Source organism: Clostridium sp. HBUAS56010 (assembly GCF_007115105.1).
Classification (GTDB): domain Bacteria; phylum Bacillota; class Clostridia; order Lachnospirales; family Lachnospiraceae; genus Lacrimispora.
Genome location: NZ_SULJ01000007.1, coordinates 47613 through 68668 on the forward strand (window position 1 = coordinate 47613; position 21056 = coordinate 68668).

Below are 21056 nucleotides of genomic sequence, written 5' to 3' on the forward strand. Positions count from 1 at the left end.
TGTTTGTAGCATACATAATATACAAAAAAAGAGCTTTGATTTGCAAACCTTTGCAGTGAAATACAAACTGAGAGATGACAAATAAAAGAAACGATGATATGATAAGCCCGAAAGGGGAGGGGAACAATGGCAGTAACAATAAAGGACATTGCCGTTTATGCAGGTGTTTCGTATTCTATGGTTTCCAGAGCTTTAAATGACAGCGGCTCTGTAGAAGAAACAAAGAAGAAAAAGATTCTGGAGATTGCTCATGCTCTTGGATATGTTCCCAATCAGGCGGCAGTCACATTAAAGAAATCCAGATCTCGTAATATTGGTCTTTGCTTTTCTACGATTAACCCGTCTACATCGCCTTTTGTACTTCACAATGTGCTGACTGGTGTATACAGCGTGATTGGAAGCCGGTACCATGTCATTGTGAAAGCAATGGATATTCATGAACCGGGCACGCTGAACCGGAGCAATTTTGACGGCCTTCTCATTATGTCCCAGGGAGACTGGGATGGCGAATTTATGGAGGAAGCATGGAAAAAGGGGATTCCGATGGTAGCCGTCTGCCGTAAAAGTTCCTTTGATATTCCGGCAGTCGTCACGGATGAAAGGGCTGGAATGGACAAGATCATGGATTATCTGTTACAAAATGGTCATCAAAAAATTGGGGTTATTGAGGGAGATCCGGGTCTGGAGGTCACAAAACTTCGTCATGAAGGCTGGAAGCAGGCAGTAAAAAGAAGGGGATTTGAATGGGAACGGATTCCGGTGGAATATGGAAACTACCGTTATAACAGCGGAAGAATGGCAGCAGGAAGGCTTCTTGACTGCCATAAAGATCTCACTGCCTTGCTGTGTTTTAATGATGAGATGGCGGTGGGAGCAGTCAATGCGATTTCAGAGAGGGGATTTCATGTTCCCGATGATATTTCCGTTACAGGGTTTGACAACCTTGATATTTCCAGTTATGCTAATATAAGACTGACAACCGTAGAGCGCAGTGTCACAAAGCTTGCAGTGGAAGGGACTAAGATGCTTCTTTCCTATATGGAAGAGGGAGTTCGTCCAGATGACATCTGGTTGGAGAACCGTCTGGTGGTCAGGGATACCGTAAGAAATCAGAGCATGATTCAGGTACTTTAAGAAACACCCAAAAAACGTAAGTTCAGACAAGAAAGAAAAGAGAGGAAGACAAGCATGGATGCAATTGAAATGTACATCAATGAGCTACTGGAGAAAAGCACTCCCGACCGTCCGGTCTGGAACATTGAGAAAATCCTTCATGGGGGGGGATCTGGCTGGAACTACATAGACGGCTGTATGATTAAAGCAGTTTTAGAGATGTATAGCATTACAAAAGACTCAAAATATCTGGATTTTGCGGACTCTTTCATTGATTACCGCGTAAGAGAAGACGGAAGTATTGCAGATTATAACGTTGAGGAGAAGAATATTGATCATATCAATGCAGGAAAAACCCTGTTTGAACTCTATGATCTTACCGGCAAAGAAAAATATAGAAAAGCCATTGATGTGATTTATAGCCAGATCGGAATGATGCCCCGGACAAAAGCGGGAAGTTTCTGGCATAAGAACATATATCCGAACCAGGTGTGGCTTGATGGGCTTTATATGTGCCAGCCTTTTTATATGGAATATGAGACCCGCTTCAATAATAAGAAGAACTGTAAAGACATTTACCTGCAGTTTGAAAACGTAGAAAAAGCCATGAAAGATAAGAAAACAGGTCTTTATTATCATGCTTATGATTCTGAACGGGAGATGTTCTGGTGTGATAAAGTGACCGGTTTATCCCAGCATTTCTGGCTGCGTGCACTGGGCTGGTATTCCATGGCTCTTCTGGACACTTTGGATAAAGCGGACGCTTCTGATGCAGAAGAACTGAAAGGGCTGAAAGAAGCATTTGTAAGTTTGATTGATTCCATGTTAAAATACCAGGATGAGAGCGGAATGTGGTATCAGATTGTGAATTATGGAGGAATTGAACCTAATTATCTGGAGACCAGCGGCAGTGCCATCTTCTCATATGCCATTTTAAAGGGAGTACGTCTGGGCTACCTTCCTAAATCTTATGGGCAATATGGAAAAAAAGCATTTGAGGGTATCTGCAGTAAATATCTTCACATGGAAAAGGGCAATATGAGCCTTGGCGGAATCTGTCTCGTAGCAGGACTTGGAGGAAAGGATAAGAGAAACGGCACATTTGATTACTATATGTCAGAACCAATTGTAAAAGATGATGCAAAGGGCGTAGGCCCATTCCTCCTTGCCTATACGGAGATGAAGCGTACCGGCTGGGAATTTAATTCTTAATAATACAAAAAGAGGATCGGCAGATATTCAGGTGCCAATCCTCTTTTTTCGTTTAACTGAGACTGTTCTGGGCAAACTTTTTGGGAGAAATACCAGTCTTTTTTGTAAATGCCTTAAAAAAATTGCTGTAATCATTAAATCCGCACATGCTGTAGACTTCATTGACACTGTAGCCTCCTGCAAGGAGTGTCTGCGCAAGTTGAATGCGGCGGTTGGTAATATAGGAATTGATGGTGGTGCCGGTCCCTTTTTTAAACAGCCTGCATAGATAAGAGGAACTGAGATAAAAATGGGCTGCGATTTCTCCAATGCTTAATGTGGAATCAATGTTATGATGAATATATGTAATAATATCAGCCACTTTGCTGTTGAAATACTGTCTCTGGTTTTCTGTCTGATCCCCTGAAGCAGCATTAATCGCTATCTTTGTAATAAAAACCATAAATTCTGCAAAGGCGGAACGTTCTTCGATATCCAGTCCAAACCCTTCCTTCATGGATAATTTGTTAATATAGTAGGTAAACCGTCTCTGCTGTCCCTGAGTCAGGGCGATCCGGTGAGAGAATTTCTCAGGCCTTTGAGTAAAACAGTAGGTTAAATCCGTGTTCTGGGTAGAGATAGTCTTTAAATAAGCTGGATCAATAAAAATGGCATATCGTTCGTGAGGAATAGAACTGTCCATCTGAATGATCTGATGCTTCTCCTGATGGTTAATCATGAATAAATCACCCGGTTCTATGCGGTAATTCCTATCATCAATAAAGAAAGTCCGGCCTCCGCTGATTGAAAAATATAATTCATAACAACGGTGGCTGTGCATGCTTAATACGCCGGATTCTTTGTGGAGATGTGCAATAGAGAAGTATTTGGCAGCCATGCAGTGGTCAATTCCGTCTGAATATGAGGTAAGTACTTTCATAAATTATAATCTCCTTGGCAATATTACTAAAATAATAACATAGGATGTCAATATTTGCAATGTTTTGTGCTGTATTTGAAATGAATTATCAAAAGTTTGATGTTATAATATTAAAAAAGCACAGTGTAAGCGCTTACGCAGAAGGGTAGATAATTGTCGAAATGTGTAAAATTTCATTGGGCTTTTTAAGAACTCAGACGTCAAATCGTCTGGGGGAAAGAAAAAGGAGAGAAAAAGATGAGAAAAATCAAACAGTGGACAGCGATGGGGTTAGCGACTGTTATGGCTATGTCTTTATCTGCCTGCGGAACAAGCAAAAGCAGTACGACAGATTCTACCAGTGCCGCAGATGCAAGCAAGACAGCAGAGACAACTTCAGCAGCAGATTCAGGTACTGCTTCAGGAGAGCCAGTTGAACTCAGGTTTTCATGGTGGGGTGGAGATTCCAGACATGCAGCAACAGAGGAGGCGATCAAAGCCTTTGAAGAGAAGTATCCAAACATTAAGGTTACACCCGAATACGGTGCCTGGACTGGCTGGGAAGAGAAACAGTCTTTGAATATCGTAGGCGGCAATGCAGCAGATGTAATGCAGATCAACTGGAACTGGATCGAGTCATACAGCCAGGGAGGAAAATCATTTGCCAATCTGGAGGATTATTCCGATGTACTTGATCTGACACAGTTTTCTCCGGAGAGCCTTGACTTATGTAAGGTGGACAAGAAGTTAATGGCTGTTCCGATTTCTCTGACAGGACGTCTGTTCTACTGGAATAAAACTGTCTTTGACGAAGTAGGAGTTGCAATTCCTACAGATCTTGATTCTTTGTATGCAGCAGGAGCAGCATTTAAAGCAAAAGATCCTGATATGTATCCATTGGCTCTTGGTCAGTATGACCGTACGATCTTAATGGTATATTATCTGGAATCCAAGTATGGTAAAAACTGGGTAGAAGATGGGGCGATCAATTATACCGAAGAAGAAGTAACAGACGGTATGAACTTTATCAACGAGCTTGAAGAAAAACATGTCATTCCGAAACAGGCAACGATTGACGGTGATATGGCTGATTCTCTTGATAAGAATGCAAAATGGATTGATGGTAAATATGCTGGAATTTTTGAGTGGGATTCTTCCGCTTCTAAGTTCAAAACAGCACTGGAAGGCAGTGTGAATAAGCCTGGTCAGGAATTTGTCGTTGGTGATTTTGTTAAGATGGGGGATAACAACGGCGGATTTACAAAGATATCCATGGCATTTGCAGTTGCAGGCAACTCAAAACATCCAAAAGAAGCAGCTATGCTGATTAATTTCCTTTTAAATGAAGAGGAAGGCGTTAAGATCAGTTCTACAGAGAGAGGAATTCCTTGTTCTAAGGCTGGATTAAAAATTCTTGAAGCTAATAAACTTGGCGATGCCCTGACCATTGAAGCCAATACAAAGGTTATGGATTACAGCAAGTTTACGCTGGATAGCAAGTTTGAGCACAATGACTTGAAAGCCAATCCAGATGGCGTTTACTACAAAGTATTTGGTAAATTAAGTTCTGGTGAGCTGGATTCCAAGCAGGCAGCAAGTGAATTGATTAAAGGTGTTACTGATACATTAGAAAACTGATTTTTTAACAGATAGTTAAGATGCAGTAATTATTCATACGAGCCGCCATGCAAATATGGCGGCTCCCGTAGAGAAAAGGGCAGACAAGTCATGGAATGTAGAAACGAAACATTAAAACCATACCAGCTAATGGGAGCAATACAGATGTATGAGGCGAGTGGCATCGAAGCCTGTAAGGAGTTTGTAATGACCCATTTAACCGGGATTGAAGGGACGGCAGCCGGTCTGCCGATGCAGGATTATCTGGCATATTTTTTCGCTTTAGAGCAAACAGGCAATGAGGAATACAGACAGAAGATTGAGTCAGCAGTTAATTCAAAAGAATGGACTGTGGATCTTATGCCATTTGTTACCGCATATGAGACAAAGTATAAGAGAAAAGAACATTATAACCAGATTACTGCTATGTTTCGTAATAAAGAGTCCTTTACAGGGACGGACCTTATTGCTTTGATTGAAACAATCAATCAGATGTCAGAGGAAATCTATGAATATTATAGGGAATTAAAAGATTTGTTTAAGGTTATAGTCAAGGAGAAGATAAAAAACCTCACCGATTCTTCTGAAATTTTGGAGATTGGTTATTCCGTTTTGAAGGCATGTAACATTGATGTTCTTCAAAAGGAGAAATACAGTAATTTCGGGGAAAGTGCATGGCAGACTATCGCGGGGAACGATAATAAAATGGGCAATGGATTGGAAGATATGATTCGGGCTCAGTATACAATACTTAAAAAACAGGAGGTATAAGCAGTATGAAGTCTAAAGGTATTCATAAGTTCCTGGCGGAAAATGCAGGATTCTTTTTCGTATTACCGTGGCTGATTGGATTTATACTTTTTAAGGTTTATCCGTTCGCTTCTTCACTGTACTACAGCTTTACAAACTATGATCTGTTCAATGGTGTCACAAAGGCAGGTCTAATGAACTATGAAAAGATTTTCACAGATTCTGATATCAGAAGAGCGTTTTATGTAACATTTAAATTTGCAGTTTTTGATGTTCCATTAAAACTTATGTTTGCATTGTTCATTGCATATATTCTGAATTTTAAATTAAAAGGCGTTAATTTTTTCAGAACTGCATATTATATTCCTTCCATTCTGGGTGGTTCTATTGCCATTGCAATTTTATGGAGAGCGGTATTTAATACCGATGGTCTGATTAATACGGTAATTAGTTTCTTTGGCGGAGAAAAGATTAACTGGATGGCAACTCCAAACGGAGCTCTGATGGTTATTGTACTTCTTAGAGTATGGCAGTTTGGTTCTGCCATGGTTATTTTCCTGGCAGCCCTAAAAGGTGTATCAGAAGATCTGTATGAAGCAGCTTCTATTGACGGAGCTGGTAAATGGACACAGTTCTTTCATATCACAGTACCTTTAATTACACCGGTTATTTTCTATAATCTGATTACTCAGTTATGTCAGGCATTCCAGGAGTTTAACGGACCTTTCCTTGTAACAAAGGGAGGACCAAACGGAGCAACAACCCTGATTTCTATTTTGATTTATAACAATGCGTTCTTGCGTCATAAAATGGGTATGGCCAGTGCGCAGGCATGGATTTTGTTCCTTATTGTCATGACCTTTACGGCTGTAGCATTTATAAGCCAGAAAAAATGGGTTTATTATTCAGATGAGGACGGGAGGTAAAAGACATGACGAAAGAAACAAAAAGAAAAATCAGTTCAGTAATCCGCTATACCATGCTTGTCGTAGTGGGAATTATTATGATATATCCCCTAATCTGGATGGTTGGTGCTACATTTAAGACAAACTCAGAGATATTTACCAGTGCATGGTTCGTTCCAAAGAACCCGGTTATGGAAGGATATGAAACAGCATTCGTTGATTACGGCGGAAAGATCAATCTGATTAAGTCCATGCTGAATACCTACAAAATTGTAGTTCCAAAAGTTATTTTTACGGTTATCTCTGCAACCATTACAGCATATGGCTTTGGGCGCTTTGAGTTTAAAGGAAAGAAGATTCTCTTTGCTTTAATGATCTCAACTCTGTTTTTACCACAGGTAGTTTTAAATGCACCACAGTACATTATGTTCAACCAGTGGGGCTGGCTCAATTCTTACCTTCCCCTTGTTATTCCAGCATTATTTGCAGGAGACACTTATTTCTTATTTATGTTAGTGCAGTTTTTAAGAGGTGTTCCGAGAGAACTGGAAGAGGCTGCCAGAATTGATGGCTGTAACTCCATTAAAACATTGTGGTATGTCATTGTTCCAATGTTAAAACCTTCCCTGGTTTCTGTTGCACTGTTCCAGTTTATGTGGACCAGCAACGATTTCATGGGTCCCTTAATTTATATCTCCGATATGCCCAAATATACAAACTCCATATACTTGCGCATGTCCATGGATGGTGATGTCGGATTCCAGTGGAACAGAGTGTTGGCAATGTCTTTAATTTCTATCATTCCATCTTTGATCGTGTTCTTCTGTGCACAGGATGCATTTATTGATGGTATCGCTGCAGGTGGCGTAAAAGGCTAATTTTATAAAAATGGGCGTAGTTTTTATTGCTGCGCCCTTTTTGAATATACGAAAAAGAAAATGCGAGGTTAAGTCAGAATGAAACTTAGAGTTGCTTTAAAGACCGCACGTTCTGTAACGATTGAAACAATGACAGAACAGATTTATGAATTTAATACCCCTGGAACTATTTATGTCAATGGAGAGCGTTATGCAGAGACCGAAAAGGTTGTATTTTCTTTATTTGATTTAAAGCCAGATACAGACTATACGATTTGTCTGGAAAGAGATGGAAAAAAGGCGGAGATAAGCTTCCGTACAGATTATGAATTTGTTACCATTAATGTTCGTGAAGTCGGTGCAAAGGGAGACGGAAGCCAGGATGATACTTCTTTCATCCAGGCAGCAATCATGGCTTGCCCTAAAGATGGAAGAGTCTTGATTCCAAAGGGTGTTTACCTGATTACAAGTCTGTTTTTAAAAAGCCATATAAAACTTGAGATTGCGGAAGGTGCAGAGCTTCGGGCAGATATCGACCGCAATAAATTTCCCAGATTTCCTGGTATGATTGAAAGTTATGATGAAAAAGAAGATTATAATCTTGGTACATGGGAGGGAAATCCACTTCCTATGTTTGCTGGAATTATAACTGGTATTGATGTGGAAGATGTGGTAATCTATGGAAGAGGTCTGATCAATGGACAGGCTGACTTTGATAACTGGTGGCACAATGTACGGCAGATGAAGATTGCATACCGCCCTCGTATGGTATTTTTAGAACGATGCAAAAATGTAAGCCTTCAGGGATTTTTCTTAAAAGACAGTCCGGCATGGGTTCTTCATCCATATTTCAGTGAGAATTTAAAGTTTATTGATCTGACAATTAATAATCCTGCTAATTCTCACAATACAGATGGATTAGATCCTGAATCCTGTAAAAATGTAGAGATTTTAGGTCTGCATTTTTCGCTTGGAGATGATTGTATCGCCATTAAATCCGGTAAGATTTATATGGGAAAAAGATATAAAGTTCCTTCCGAGAATATTACAATCCGCCAGTGTCTGATGGAAGACGGCCATGGGGCTGTCACAGTAGGAAGTGAAGTAGGGGCGGGCGTAAAGAATATCCATGTGGAATACTGTCTGTTCCGCCATACGGACAGAGGCCTCAGGATTAAAACCAGAAGAGGTCGTGGAAAGGATTCTGTACTTTCAGAGATATACTTTGATCATATCAGTATGGATAATGTGATGACTCCTTTTGTAGTTAATTGCTTTTATTTCTGTGATCCGGATGGAAAATCAGAATATGTGCAGTCCCGGGAAGCGCTTCCTGTTGATGAGCGGACACCTGCCATTAAAAAACTGTATTTTACCAATATTAGAGCCAGAAACTGCCATGTGGCAGCCTCCTTCTTTTACGGACTACCAGAACAGAAGATTGAGCGCATTGAATTAAAGAATGTAGAGGTTTCTTTTGCAGATGATGCAAAGGAGGGAAAACCTGCTATGTTAAGCGGCATGGAAGACTGTTGTAAAAAAGGCTTTTTAATCAACAATGTTGAAACTCTGATCTGTGAAGATGTGAAAGTTTCCGGTCAGGAAGGACAGGCATTTGATATATCAAATGTGGATAATTATGAAATAAAATAGAGGAGGAGTTTTATTATGCAAATTGGGATCCGGTTACATGACGTTGCACCAGGAACGATAGAAGAGAGGGTAAAGACTGCTCATGAGCAAGGATTTACCTGTGTTCATCTGGCACTATCCAAGACAGTGAAAGATCACTCTGTAGATGATACTGCTCTGACACCAGGCTATGCCACGTACCTGCGCAAATTATTTGAAAAATATGATATGGACATTGCAGTGTTAGGATGTTATCTGAATCTGGCTCATCCAGATCCGGTAGAAATTAAGAAAATCCAGGAACGTTACTTTGCACACCTTCGTTTTGCTTCTATGTTGGGATGCAGTGTAGTTGGAACAGAAACTGGCGCCCCCAATGCGGAATACCGCTATGTACCGGAGAGCCATACAGAAGAGTCCCTGCAGACTTTCATTCGGAATCTGCGTCCGGTTGTGGAGTGTGCGGAAAAGTTCGGCGTAATTATGGCAATTGAACCAGTGTGGAAACATATTGTGTATGATTCAAAACAGGCATTAAAGGTATTAAAGGAGATTGATTCTCCTAATTTAAGAATCATTTTAGATCCAGTGAATCTTCTTTCTGCAGAAAACAGTGTGGAGTATGAGAAGGTAATTATAGAAGCCATTGAAGATCTGGGAATATATACTGATGTGGTTCATATGAAGGATTTTGTTGTAGAGGGCGACCGTGTTGTTTCCAGTGCTCCGGGAACCGGTACCATGAAGTACAATACAATTCTGAATTTTGTAAAAAAAGACAAGCCTTTTATCCAGATGACAATTGAGGACAGTAAACCAGATAATGCAGAATGGTCAAGAAAATTTCTTGAAGATTACAAGTTCTAATATTGTCTGAATAGAAAAACGATCTGAAACTTTCTAAATTAAAAATACTGCTGCAAACTGGTTCAGAATGAGCCACTTTGCAGCAGTATTAAATAATAGATCTATTATTTCTGGCAATCTTTCATTACTTCATAAGCGCCTTTTTCTTCAATATCTTTTAAGTATCCGGCAACTGCCTCTTCAAATCCGGCAATTTTGCTTAAATCTTCATCCCAGAAATCAACGTTGCTGCAGACTGCATGAGCGAGTGTCTTTGCATTATCATTTCTGTGATCATAGAAGAACTGTAAAACAGGTTTATCATCTTTTACCGTATATTCATTGCCGGCAGGACGTGTTGCTACAAGACCATCTTCGGTTAAGGTCATGCCGTGATAGAATGCAATGTAGAATGCAAAAGATGCAGTAATACATTTTGGAAGTGATCCTGTTTTATCAACATAGCCTTTAAAAGAAGGCATAACTCTTGCTTTCCACTTAGAGGTGGAGTTTAAAGAGATTGCAAGGAGTGCGTGATCAATAAATGGATTTTTAAAACGTTCTGTAACAGAGGCTGCAAAGCTCTTCAGCTCTTCTTTTGGAAGGGTGAGAGTAGGAATGATCTCATCATAGATGGTCTTATTCATAAAGCCCTGGATTACTTCGTCATCCATACAGTTGCGGACAATATCCTGTCCTGCAAGGTAAGCACCTAATACAAAGGAAGTATGGGCACCGTTTAAGATGCGGACTTTTCTCTGTTTGTATGGTTTGTGATCATCACAGATTAATACAGGAAGACCGGCTTTTTCAAATGGAAGTTCTTTCTTTAAGCTCTCAGGTCCTTCAATAACCCAGAAACCGAAGATTTCGCCTGTATTGATGATGTTATCCTGGTATCCTAATTCTTCACAGATAGCTGCAGCTTCATTTCTTGGATATCCAGTTACAATACGGTCTACTAAAGTGGAGCAGAAGATATTCTCTGCTTTAATCCAGTTGATGAACGCTTCACCAAGGTTCCACTGTTCTGCGTATTTTAACACGCATTTTTCCAGTTCTTTTCCGTTATTGTCAATCAGCTCGCAGGAGAGAATTACAAATCCTTTTCCAGCTTCCTTTCCAAACTTCTCAAATCTTCTGTATAAGAATTGTGTCAGTTTTCCAGGGTAGCTGTCGGCTGGAACATCAGTGAACTGGCAGGAAGGATCGTACTGAATTCCTGCTTCGGTTGTATTACATGCAATGTAGCGGAGATCCGGATTCTCTGCGCAGGCAAGAACCGTTTCATAATCCTTATAAGGATTTAAACATCTGCTTACGCAGGAGATCACACGTTTCTGATTTACTTTCTGACCATTCTCGAATCCACGGAGGAAGAGGGTATAAAGACCTTCCTGCTCGTTGATCATATCTGCAAGACCTGGAGCGATAGGCTGGCATAATACTACTTTGGAATTAAAACCGGTCTTTTCATTAAGCATATCAATAAAGTAATCAACGAAAGCTCTTAAAAAGTTTCCTTCGCCAAACTGCAGTACACGCTCTGGTGCATCTTTTAAAAGATAACCGTCATAGCCCTGTTTTTCCAGTGTTGCATAACATAACTTTTCCATTGAAATTAATCTCCTTTTTCCTTGTGCATAAATATATTATAAAGTCACGCCCCGTTTAAAGATTGCCATATCATGGAAGCCTGCTTCTTCAGACTTGACTTTCTTACCGGAAGCAACTTCAATTACAAAATCAAAGAGCTGGTTCTTAAGAGTATCCATATCAGTTCCTTCAATCAGAACACCACAGTTAAAATCAATCCAGTTGCTCTTTTTTGTGCTGAGAGCAGTGTTGGTGGCAATCTTCATGGTTGGTACCGGACAGGCAAATGGTGTTCCGCGTCCAGTGGTAAATAAAACAATATGGGCACCGGAAGCAGCAAGTGCAGTAGCAGCAACTAAATCATTACCAGGAGAACTTAAAAGATTGAGTCCCTTTGTCTGAACCGGGTCACCATATTTTAATACATCTACAATGGTAGCGCTTCCTGACTTCTGGACACATCCTAAAGATTTATCTTCCAGGGTGGAGATACCGCCTTTTTTGTTACCTGGAGATGGATTCTCGTAAATGGTCTGGTTGTGGCTTGTAAAATAATTTTTAAAATCGTTGATTAATTCTACGGTTTTTTCAAATGTCTCTTCATCTTTACAGCGGTTCATAAGAAGAGTCTCTGCACCAAACATCTCAGGAACCTCTGTAAGCATGGTAGTTCCGCCTTTTGAAACCAGCAGATCAGAAAACGCACCTACAGTTGGGTTGGCTGTAATACCGGATAAGCCATCGGAACCGCCGCATTTCATACCGATTACTAATTCGCTGCAGCTGATTGGTTCTCTTTGGAATGTAGAAGCATATTCTGCAAGCTGTTCAATCAGTTCCATGGAATCTTCCATCTCATCGTCAGATTCCTGTGCAACAAGGAATTTGACTCTGCGTTCATCATAATCTCCAATGTAGCGCTTTAATTCCTGGATATTACTGTTTTCACAGCCAAGTCCAAGAACCAGAACACCGCCGGCATTGGGATGATTGATTAAGTCTGCAAGAATGGTTCTTGTATATTCCTGGTCATCGCCCATCTGGGAACAACCATATGGGTGAGGGAAAGCAGCAACTTCATCAATAGAACCGGTCACATACTTCTGAGATGCCCGTTCAATTGCCTGAGCAATCTTATTCACGCATCCAACGGTTGGAATAATCCAGATCTCATTGCGGACACCTACTTTTCCAGTTGGTCTGCGGTATCCTAAAAAAGTGCGGTCTTCGGTAGGTGCAAGATTTGTATCCTTTTTGTCATATGTGTAAGTGAGTAAATCACCTAAACCAGTCTTTAAATTGTGTGTGTGAATCCAGGCCCCTGTCGCAATATTCTCCTTTGCTACACCAATGGCATAGCCGTATTTCATGACGAATGAGCCTGCAGGTATATCGGTAAGTGCGAACTTGTGTCCCTGAGGGATATCTTCCAGAAGTGTTACTGATGCGGAACCTACTTCCTGTACTGTGCCGGAGGCCAGCGGTTTTAAGGCAACAGCAACGTTATCGTCGGGATGAATTTTGATAAAATCCTGCATAAGCTTCCTTTCCTTTCTTGGTACCAGTTTTTTTATTTTTGTTGATAAATACATGCAATGTAAGTACTTACATAAAACATACACCATTTTGACAACTTAGTCAATAGGGAAAGGGAAAAGAAAGGATTTTTCTTTTAGTATAAAAGAATAGAGTATGAACAGGGCTGGTTCTTTTCTCATTACAATGATAGGAATAACAGTTGCTTTATCTGAAAGTTTCCTGTATAATTGACCGATAAAAGTGTAAGCGCTTACGCTCTTTTAAATTGGAGGAAAGCTTCCTTACAGTCATTGAAATATATAGTGTATGAGGGACTACAATGAATATTTATGATATTGCACAACTTGCAGGAGTTTCAATTGCCACGGTATCCAGGGTGGTAAATGACAGTCCGCGGGTCAGCCAGAAGACCAAGCAGAAAGTCAGGACCATTATGGAAGAGTACGGCTATACACCTAATGTGTTTGCCAGAGGACTTGGTCTTGATTCCATGAAGACTATTGGAATTTTATGTCCTGATATATCCGATGCTTATATGTCAACAGCCGTAGCACGATTAGAAAGCCGTATGCATGAACACGGGTATGACTGCATTTTATGCTGCAGCGGATTTGAGCAGTCCACAAAGGAAAAGTATGTGAGCCTTCTTCTTGCAAAAAGAGTGGATGCACTGATTATGGTAGGCTCCATTTATGCAGGGGCAGGTGAAGCAGAGGCTCTTGTCCAGTATATCCGGGATGCGGCAAAACAAATCCCTGTATTTTTAATTAACGGATATCTGGATCAGGAAAATGTTTACTGTGCTTACGGGGATGATTACCAGGCAACTTTTGATGTAACCAGTCAGATGATTGAGCGGGGAAGAAAGAGAATTCTGTTCCTCTGTGATTCCCATTCCTACAGTGCAACCCAGAAGCTGGAAGGGTATGAGGATGCGCTGAAAAGTCATGGGCTTCCTGTACTTGGAGATTTAAAGCTTTATGTAAAGAACAGGATTCATACAGTCCGGGATATTCTTCTGGAACGCCGGGATTTGGATTTTGACAGTGTCGTTGCCACTGATGACGGTCTTGCCGTGGGTGCCATCAAGTATGCTAATTCAAAGCTGTTAAAGATTCCACAGGATTTGTGTGTCACAGGCTTTAATAATTCTGCACTTTCGGTGTGCAGTGATCCGGAGCTGTCTTCTGTGGACAATAAAGTAGAAGAGATATGTGATCTGACAATCTGCAACATGATGAAAGTCCTCCATGGCAATGCAAATGAAGTCATCCGGGATAATAAGATTCCATGTAAATTGATGAAGCGTTGTACAACTGATTTTTAACCTTGTCTTTTCGGAAGGCTTATGCTACAATATAAAACCAGTAAAATATATGGAATATTTAAGGACAAGGGCTGCCTTGTCCTATCTGTGTGTTTTCGGAATAGAAATTGTCCGGTACAAATACAAAAAGAATGGTGGCAGGAATAAAGATGGAGTATGATGGAGAAAATGTGGTGCTGTGCGGTGCTAATTCCTATGAACAGAAATATTTTTTCAACCAGCAGTTCTCCAGCCTTCCGGAAAATATCAGACAGGAACTGCAGATTATGTGTGTGCTTTACACCGAGGATGTAGGCGGTATTTTAATGCTGGAGTTTGATAAGGAAGGAACCCTGGAATTTAAGGTGACAGCACCAGAAGGTGATTATCTTTTTGATGAGATTGGAAGTGTTTTAAAGATCAAGCAGTATCAGCGTGAAAAGAGAGAACTGCTGGAATCCTTAGAGATGTATTTCCGGGTGTTTTTTCTTGGAGAAGAACTGGAAAACGGAGTGACAGAAAGTGAAGCTTAAAATTGGAGATGTGACGCTTGACAATAACCTCATACTGGCGCCGATGGCAGGAGTTACAGACCTGCCATTTCGTTTTCTCTGCAGAGAACAGGGCTGTGGTATGGCGGTGACGGAGATGGTCAGCGCAAAAGCGATCTTATATAAGAACAGGAACACAAAAGAACTTTTGGAAGTGGCGGATGGGGAAGGCCCTGTCAGCGTCCAGTTGTTTGGTTCGGATCCGGATATTATGGCAGCGATGGCCGTTCAGATTGAATCCGGTCCTTTTGCATTTTTTGATATCAACATGGGTTGTCCGGTTCCTAAAATTGTTAACAATGGGGAAGGATCTGCCCTGATGAAGGATATGAAACTGGCAGAGCGGATTCTTACGGCTATGGTAAAAGCAGTAAAAAAGCCTGTTACAGTCAAATTCAGGAAAGGATTTACTGAAGAAAGTGTGAATGCAGCAGAATTTGCCAAAATGGCAGAAAGCTGTGGTGTTGCTGCAGTTGCAGTTCATGGACGGACCAGAGAGCAGCTTTACTCAGGGACCGCCGACTGGAGTATTATAAGAAAAGTAAAAGAAGCGGTCTCCATTCCGGTAATCGGCAATGGTGATGTGTTTAAACCGGAGGATGCCAGAGCGCTTCTTGATCAGACTGGCTGCGACGGAATTATGATTGGAAGAGGTGCCAGGGGAAATCCCTGGATTTTTTCAAAAACTCTGCATTATCTGGAGACAGGAGACTTACTTCCTGACCCGGCTCCCAGAGAGATCAGTGAGATGATTCTCCGGCATGCAGGTATGCAGATGAAGTTAAAAGGTGAGGAAATTTCCATGCGGGAGATGCGCAAACATATGGCATGGTATACTGCAGGACTGCCTCATTCTGCCCGACTGAGAAATGATATCAACCAGGTGGAAACCATGGACGAATTAAAGCAGTTTGTGGCAGAAAGAATTGGAGCTTTGTAACCACGAAAACCAAGCAGAATTCTTGACATTTTCAGATGTTTACGCTATAATATCTGGAATGCGAATGAGCGAAAAGAAACCAGGAGGAATCGAAAACCATGGTAGATAAGAAAAATATTATAACCTACGAAGGTCTTAAAAGATACGAAGATGAGCTTCATAATTTAAAGGTAGTTAAGAGAAAAGAAGTAGCCCAGAAAATTAAGGAAGCCCGGGAACAGGGTGACTTATCTGAGAATGCTGAGTATGATGCTGCCAAGGATGAGCAAAGAGATATTGAACTGCGTATTGAAGAACTGGAAAAACTGCTCAAAAACGCAGAAGTTGTTGTAGAAGATGAAATTGATTTAGATAAGATTAATATTGGCTGTAAGGTAAAAGTTTACGAGGTGGATGAAGACGAAGAGATGGAATTCAAGATCGTAGGTTCCACAGAGGCCAACAGCCTTCAGAATAAGATTTCCAATGAATCTCCCGTAGGTCAGGCATTGATCGGTAAGAAAGTGGGAGATGTGGTAGAGGTAGAGACACAGTCTGGAGTAATTCAGTATAAGGTACTGGAGATCCAGAGAGTATCATAGCATAATTTACACAGCGAAGTCAGGCATAGTGCGGGCTGAGCTCTGATAAACAACCGTGGAAGAGCCGTCAGGCAAAGCGAACTTTCTTATTATAGTTCACAAAGGAGTGAAAACAGGTGGCAGAACAGCAGAATCAAAACCAGAATCAGGTTACAGAAGAGGATTTAAACCATTTACTGAAGGTCCGCCGCGAAAAGCTGGCAGAACTTCAGGATACAGGGAAAGATCCGTTTAAGGTTACAAAATACGATGTGACAGTTCACAGCAGTGAAATCAAGGACCATTATGATCAGTGGGAAGGCAAGGAAGTTGCTGTTGCAGGACGTCTGATGTCCAAACGTGTAATGGGAAAAGCTTCTTTTTGCAACATTCAGGATTTAAAGGGAAGTATACAGTCTTATGTTGCAAGAGACAGCATTGGAGAAGAGAGTTACAAAGATTTTAAGAAGCTGGATATCGGCGATATTATAGGATTAAAAGGTACAGCATTTACAACCAAGACAGGTGAGGTTTCCATTCATGCAGAAAGCGTTCAGCTTCTTTCCAAGAGTCTTCAGATTCTTCCGGAGAAGTTCCACGGACTGACCAATACGGACCTTCGTTACAGACAAAGATATGTGGATCTGATCATGAATCCGGAAGTGAAGGATACCTTTGTGAAGAGATCTCAGATTATCAAGTCTATCCGTAATCATCTGGATGCCAAGGGCTTTATGGAAGTAGAGACACCGATGCTGGTTGCCAATGCAGGCGGAGCCGCAGCAAGACCATTTGAGACCCATTACAATGCTCTTGATGAAGATGTAAAGCTTCGTATTTCCCTGGAACTTTATTTAAAACGTCTGATTGTAGGCGGTTTGGAGAGAGTTTATGAGATTGGGCGTGTGTTCCGTAATGAAGGAGTTGATACCCGTCATAATCCGGAGTTTACATTATTGGAACTTTATCAGGCATATACAGATTACCATGGCATGATGGATCTGGTGGAAGGTTTATTCCGTTCCGTTGCCATGGAAGTTCTCGGTACTGCCCAGATAACCTATGATGGTGTGGACATTGATTTATCCAAGCCTTTTGAGAGAATCTCCATGATAGATGCCTTGAAAAAGTATAAGGACATTGATTTCACACAGATTCATACAGATGAAGAAGCAAAGGCACTGGCAGATCAGTATCATGTTTCTTACGAAGCCCGTCATAAGAAGGGAGATATTTTAAGCCTTCTTTTTGAGGAATTTGTGGAAGAACATCTGGTTCAGCCCACCTTTATTATTGACCATCCGGTGGAGATTTCTCCTCTTACGAAGAAGAAACCGGAAGATCCGGAATATACAGAACGTTTTGAGTTATTTATTACAAAGCGTGAGATGGCAAATGCTTATTCTGAACTGAATGATCCTCTGGATCAGATTGAACGGTTCAAAGCCCAGGAAGCACTGCTTGCTGCTGGTGATGATGAAGCTAATTCCATGGATGATGATTTTGTCAATGCACTGATGATCGGTATGCCACCGACAGGCGGAATCGGAATCGGAATTGACCGGTTTGTTATGCTGTTAACCGATTCTTATGCAATTAGGGATGTACTGTTGTTCCCGACGATGAAGTCACTTGAGAAGTAAACGATATAAGGATACTTAAATTTGTTTGATTAAAAAGGAATAAGTATGGCCAAAAAAGTTTTTTACGCCCAGTTTACGCCTAAATAAAAGGGGTCGGTAGAAAACTGACTGAAAAAAGGAGATTGCGGATTGCAGTCTCCTTTTTCTTTAGATAAAATAGTTAACAAGGTATTATTATAGTAATACAAATTTTGAATTAGACTTAACAAGTATATAAAGAAAGTAGTGGCGAAAGAAGTATGAAAAAAGGGATTAATTGTAGATAAGAGAAAATACTTGACAAAAAGGGGAACATTTATGTTGAAAAAGATTATGTTGGCATTATCAAATGCGGAAGGGGATTTTAACAAGCCGGTATCTTGTCTGTTTAATGTAAAATAAAACTGTAACGAAATGCAATCCAAAAGTGTAACACTACTTGCATAAAAAAATCCATTGTAACACCCTTCCAAATCCATTATCCTTATGTTTGTCGAGAACTTAAGGAGGAAGAAAGGAATGTTATCAATGGATGATATCAAGTATATCAAACGTCTCTACGAAAGTGAAGGGATTTCTATCCGTGAAATCATGCGCCGGACAGGCTATCACTATGAAACTATCAAAAGGTTCCCAGTTATTATTTCAGGTAATTGCAGACTGTTACGAAAAACGCAGCCTGATTATTACAACAAATATAGAATTCAGTAAATGGAATGGAATCTTCTATGATGATCAGCTGACAGCGGCACTTATCGACCGTCTGGTTCATCACAGCCACCTCATTGTTTTTGACAGAGACAGCTGGAGATTTGAACATTCACTAATGAAAGATTCAGCAACTAAATAAACTCTCTAGGGTGTTACACTTTTTCTTTGCACTTTGTTACACTTTGGGGTTGCAAAAAACAGTTAATATCATATCACCTAAAAGAGTATTAGTTGATAATAAAACATATTATTCAGTTATAAAAGAAAGTTGAGTTTTATATATCGTATGAGGAGCTATTTTTTATGTATGATTTAATTGATTCACTTCAAGATTTGGACGAGTATTACTATATTGATTTTATACCATATGAAACATCAGATGTAAAATTTCTGGAATTAGAGGAATATTTTGAAACCACTTATCTTCCTTTATACGCAAAAAAGATATCCCGTATTGCTTTAAAATTGATTTATTTCTTTCCTTGTGAGATTTATCTGATTGAATCTCCAATATCCATTGATTTGGAGTATGAGATTTCTTTTGATGTAAATATAAGAAATAGTTCTCCTGAAAAATTAGCATATATAATAGAAAAAATTATATCAAAGGATTTTTCTTCGGTAAAGATTCTTTTTACAGAACCTCAATTTCTTATGAGCATGGATGGTGAGTTTTCAGTTAGTTTTTATAAACCAACTGACGAAGTTGTTCAACTATTACAGAAATTGATATATCAGGAAGGATTATTTTTGAAATATAGAAACTCTACTGGTGTGAGATTATTGACGTAAGATAGAAATAAACAACAATTTATGCATACTATTTACAATACATAAATGAAGCACATTTTTGGCAGTGAAGTTCGTCGTACCTGAAAGTTAAAAAGATAAATTTATGCAACTTCAATAGTGCAGGAGTAAAAAGAAGTATTTATATATCAAATGAAATCTTTAAGGAGAAGATGAAGTGATGAAAAAGTATAAAATTAATAGTGAAACGATATTAGCACTAGGATCTATGTTTTGTCTATTATTTATGAAGTATTATGAGACAGCCTTATATTATAGAAACATAAATATTATTCTTAATTTAATCTATAGTTTTGTTGCAATTCCTCTTTTTTATTTTTTTCTTTCTTCTTGTTTTGCAACAATAGTTGTTAAATTATTTAGTATTCAAGTATCGAAATTACAAAAAAGGATTTTTAAATTGACTGATATTTTATGTATGATAATATATATTGTTTTTCTTGTTTTGAAACTGTTTGGATATATTACGATTGGATATATGCCTTTTATTTCAAGATGCTGGATTGCTTTTATTGCTTGGGGCTGTATATTTGCTATAGATGCTGATACTCAATGAGAGAAAGAAAATAGATGTGAAAAGGTATTAATGATTTTTCGGGATTAGATATTATACTTAAAATATTGTAATGATGGCTTAGTGACAAATGAACATAGTTAGGGTGCTTTAACTATATTTAGAGGAACTGAGACGGTCAAAAAGTCAGCACTTGGTTGATTTTTCTGCAACAGGATGAAAGGTGGGTTCTTAGGAATCCGTTTTTTATTTGCAGAGAAAAGGAGCCATTGCGCCATACATGATTGCTCACTTATTTTGCAATGGCTCCGGATGGAAGATACAAAATTGTTATTTAAGCAAATTCAGCAATAATTCCACCATTGAAAACCATTGTTGGTGCCAAGGCCAGTGATGGAGTACCTGGCATCCTAAGCCCCATACAAATTATAACTTGTGTTCCTTTTGCTATTTGAACTTCCAGATCATCGGATTCTCCTTGTACAATTGTATTAAATATTGGGTGGTTTACCCCGCCACTGATAGGAGCTATATCAAATTGTGTTTCTGGAATAAAGGTGTAATTTTTTGTGTTTGCCGGTGCACTGGCAATAACCAGGTAAGGAATTAAGTCACTGTAAGCAGTAAGGTTTATTGCAACTCCATTTACAACAGATGCAATTATTTTTCTTATAATGATATCTGCTGGCAGTGTAAACATATACCAGTCGTCAGCAACAGCCGGTGTAAAGGTGTTACCGTTTGGAGCATCTAATGCAATGTTTAGTCCGCTTTCCCCAAAACCAGTGACAGCGACTCGAAGTGATTCACCTGCTGCATTGATAGTTGGAGTAGCAATTGCTGCATAGCCAGTAGAATAAGGAATTAAGAAGGTGCTGCTAGCTGCGGCTCCAGTGGGTCCTGTTTCGCCAGTAGGCCCAGTGTCGCCAGTAGGCCCAGTGTCACCGGTAGGTCCGGTGTCGCCAGTAGGCCCAGTGTCGCCGGTAGGCCCAGTGTCGCCAGTAGGCCCAGTGTCACCGGTAGGTCCGGTGTCGCCAGTAGGCCCAGTGTCACCGGTAGGTCCGGTGTCGCCAGTAG

Annotated in this window: 20 protein-coding genes; 16 read left to right on the top strand and 4 right to left on the bottom strand. The window is 40.0% G+C overall.

Annotated elements, in window-relative coordinates; translation table 11 throughout:
- Positions 1–126 precede the first annotated feature (126 nt).
- Positions 127–1134, top strand: coding sequence for a LacI family DNA-binding transcriptional regulator (locus FAY33_RS12105; protein WP_143321488.1), 1008 nt, complete (start codon positions 127–129; stop codon positions 1132–1134).
- Positions 1135–1188: 54 nt separating this feature from the next.
- Positions 1189–2325 (top strand): glycoside hydrolase family 88 protein, encoded by a 1137-nt coding sequence (locus FAY33_RS12110; RefSeq protein ID WP_143321489.1) that lies wholly within the window; start codon positions 1189–1191, stop codon positions 2323–2325.
- Positions 2326–2377: 52 nt separating this feature from the next.
- Here FAY33_RS12110 and FAY33_RS12115 read toward each other — a convergent pair whose 3' ends face one another.
- Entirely contained in the window at positions 2378–3244 is an 867-nt protein-coding gene (locus FAY33_RS12115) for an AraC family transcriptional regulator (RefSeq protein WP_143321490.1), read from the bottom strand.
- A 237-nt stretch (positions 3245–3481) separates the two neighbouring features.
- Between FAY33_RS12115 and FAY33_RS12120 the strand changes: the two genes are divergently transcribed.
- From FAY33_RS12120 to FAY33_RS12145, 6 genes are all read left to right on the top strand, one after another.
- Positions 3482–4861 carry an ABC transporter substrate-binding protein gene (locus FAY33_RS12120; protein ID WP_143321491.1) on the top strand — a complete coding sequence of 460 codons (1380 nt, stop codon included), beginning with the start codon at positions 3482–3484 and terminating at the stop codon, positions 4859–4861.
- A gap of 90 nt (positions 4862–4951) precedes the next feature.
- Positions 4952–5611, top strand: a complete 660-nt coding sequence (locus FAY33_RS12125) for a hypothetical protein (RefSeq protein ID WP_143321492.1) — start codon at positions 4952–4954, stop codon at positions 5609–5611.
- Positions 5612–5616: 5 nt separating this feature from the next.
- Positions 5617–6516, top strand: coding sequence for a sugar ABC transporter permease (locus FAY33_RS12130; RefSeq protein ID WP_143321493.1), 900 nt, complete (start codon positions 5617–5619; stop codon positions 6514–6516).
- A 5-nt stretch (positions 6517–6521) separates the two neighbouring features.
- Entirely contained in the window at positions 6522–7373 is an 852-nt protein-coding gene (locus FAY33_RS12135) for a carbohydrate ABC transporter permease (protein WP_143321494.1), read from the top strand.
- A gap of 78 nt (positions 7374–7451) precedes the next feature.
- Positions 7452–9005 carry a glycoside hydrolase family 28 protein gene (locus FAY33_RS12140; protein ID WP_143321495.1) on the top strand — a complete coding sequence of 518 codons (1554 nt, stop codon included), beginning with the start codon at positions 7452–7454 and terminating at the stop codon, positions 9003–9005.
- Between the two features lie 15 nt (positions 9006–9020).
- Entirely contained in the window at positions 9021–9851 is an 831-nt protein-coding gene (locus FAY33_RS12145) for a sugar phosphate isomerase/epimerase family protein (RefSeq protein ID WP_143321496.1), read from the top strand.
- 104 nt (positions 9852–9955) lie between these two features.
- Here FAY33_RS12145 and FAY33_RS12150 read toward each other — a convergent pair whose 3' ends face one another.
- Both FAY33_RS12150 and FAY33_RS12155 read right to left on the bottom strand, forming a co-directional pair.
- Positions 9956–11446 (bottom strand): tagaturonate reductase, encoded by a 1491-nt coding sequence (locus FAY33_RS12150; protein ID WP_143321497.1) that lies wholly within the window; start codon positions 11444–11446, stop codon positions 9956–9958.
- Positions 11447–11482: 36 nt separating this feature from the next.
- Positions 11483–12964 (bottom strand): altronate dehydratase family protein, encoded by a 1482-nt coding sequence (locus FAY33_RS12155; protein ID WP_143321498.1) that lies wholly within the window; start codon positions 12962–12964, stop codon positions 11483–11485.
- A 320-nt stretch (positions 12965–13284) separates the two neighbouring features.
- Between FAY33_RS12155 and FAY33_RS12160 the strand changes: the two genes are divergently transcribed.
- The 8 genes from FAY33_RS12160 (at position 13285) to FAY33_RS12195 (ending at position 20021) form a co-directional block, all read left to right on the top strand.
- Complete coding sequence (locus FAY33_RS12160; protein WP_143321499.1) at positions 13285–14292, top strand: LacI family DNA-binding transcriptional regulator; 1008 nt, start codon at positions 13285–13287, stop codon at positions 14290–14292.
- A 149-nt stretch (positions 14293–14441) separates the two neighbouring features.
- Positions 14442–14804: a DUF6145 family protein gene (locus tag FAY33_RS12165; RefSeq protein ID WP_143321500.1), complete on the top strand. Its 363-nt coding sequence runs from the start codon at positions 14442–14444 to the stop codon at positions 14802–14804.
- A complete protein-coding gene (gene dusB / locus FAY33_RS12170; protein WP_143321501.1) occupies positions 14794–15762 on the top strand; it encodes a tRNA dihydrouridine synthase DusB in 969 nt (322 codons plus the stop codon). The genes FAY33_RS12165 and dusB overlap by 11 nt, the downstream gene beginning before the upstream one ends.
- A 98-nt stretch (positions 15763–15860) precedes the next feature.
- On the top strand, positions 15861–16343 hold the full coding sequence (greA, locus tag FAY33_RS12175; protein ID WP_143321502.1) for a transcription elongation factor GreA: 483 nt from the start codon (positions 15861–15863) through the stop codon (positions 16341–16343).
- A gap of 116 nt (positions 16344–16459) precedes the next feature.
- A complete protein-coding gene (gene lysS / locus FAY33_RS12180) occupies positions 16460–17965 on the top strand; it encodes a lysine--tRNA ligase (RefSeq protein ID WP_143321503.1) in 1506 nt (501 codons plus the stop codon).
- Between the two features lie 592 nt (positions 17966–18557).
- Positions 18558–18794: an ATP-binding protein gene (locus FAY33_RS12185; protein ID WP_347562693.1), complete on the top strand. Its 237-nt coding sequence runs from the start codon at positions 18558–18560 to the stop codon at positions 18792–18794.
- A 164-nt stretch (positions 18795–18958) separates the two neighbouring features.
- Complete coding sequence (locus tag FAY33_RS12190) at positions 18959–19447, top strand: hypothetical protein (RefSeq protein WP_143321504.1); 489 nt, start codon at positions 18959–18961, stop codon at positions 19445–19447.
- 178 nt (positions 19448–19625) lie between these two features.
- Positions 19626–20021, top strand: coding sequence for a hypothetical protein (locus FAY33_RS12195; RefSeq protein ID WP_143321505.1), 396 nt, complete (start codon positions 19626–19628; stop codon positions 20019–20021).
- Between the two features lie 292 nt (positions 20022–20313).
- Here FAY33_RS12195 and FAY33_RS20085 read toward each other — a convergent pair.
- A partial coding sequence (locus FAY33_RS20085; RefSeq protein ID WP_185967606.1) for a collagen-like protein occupies positions 20314–21056 on the bottom strand: 743 nt, incomplete at its 5' end.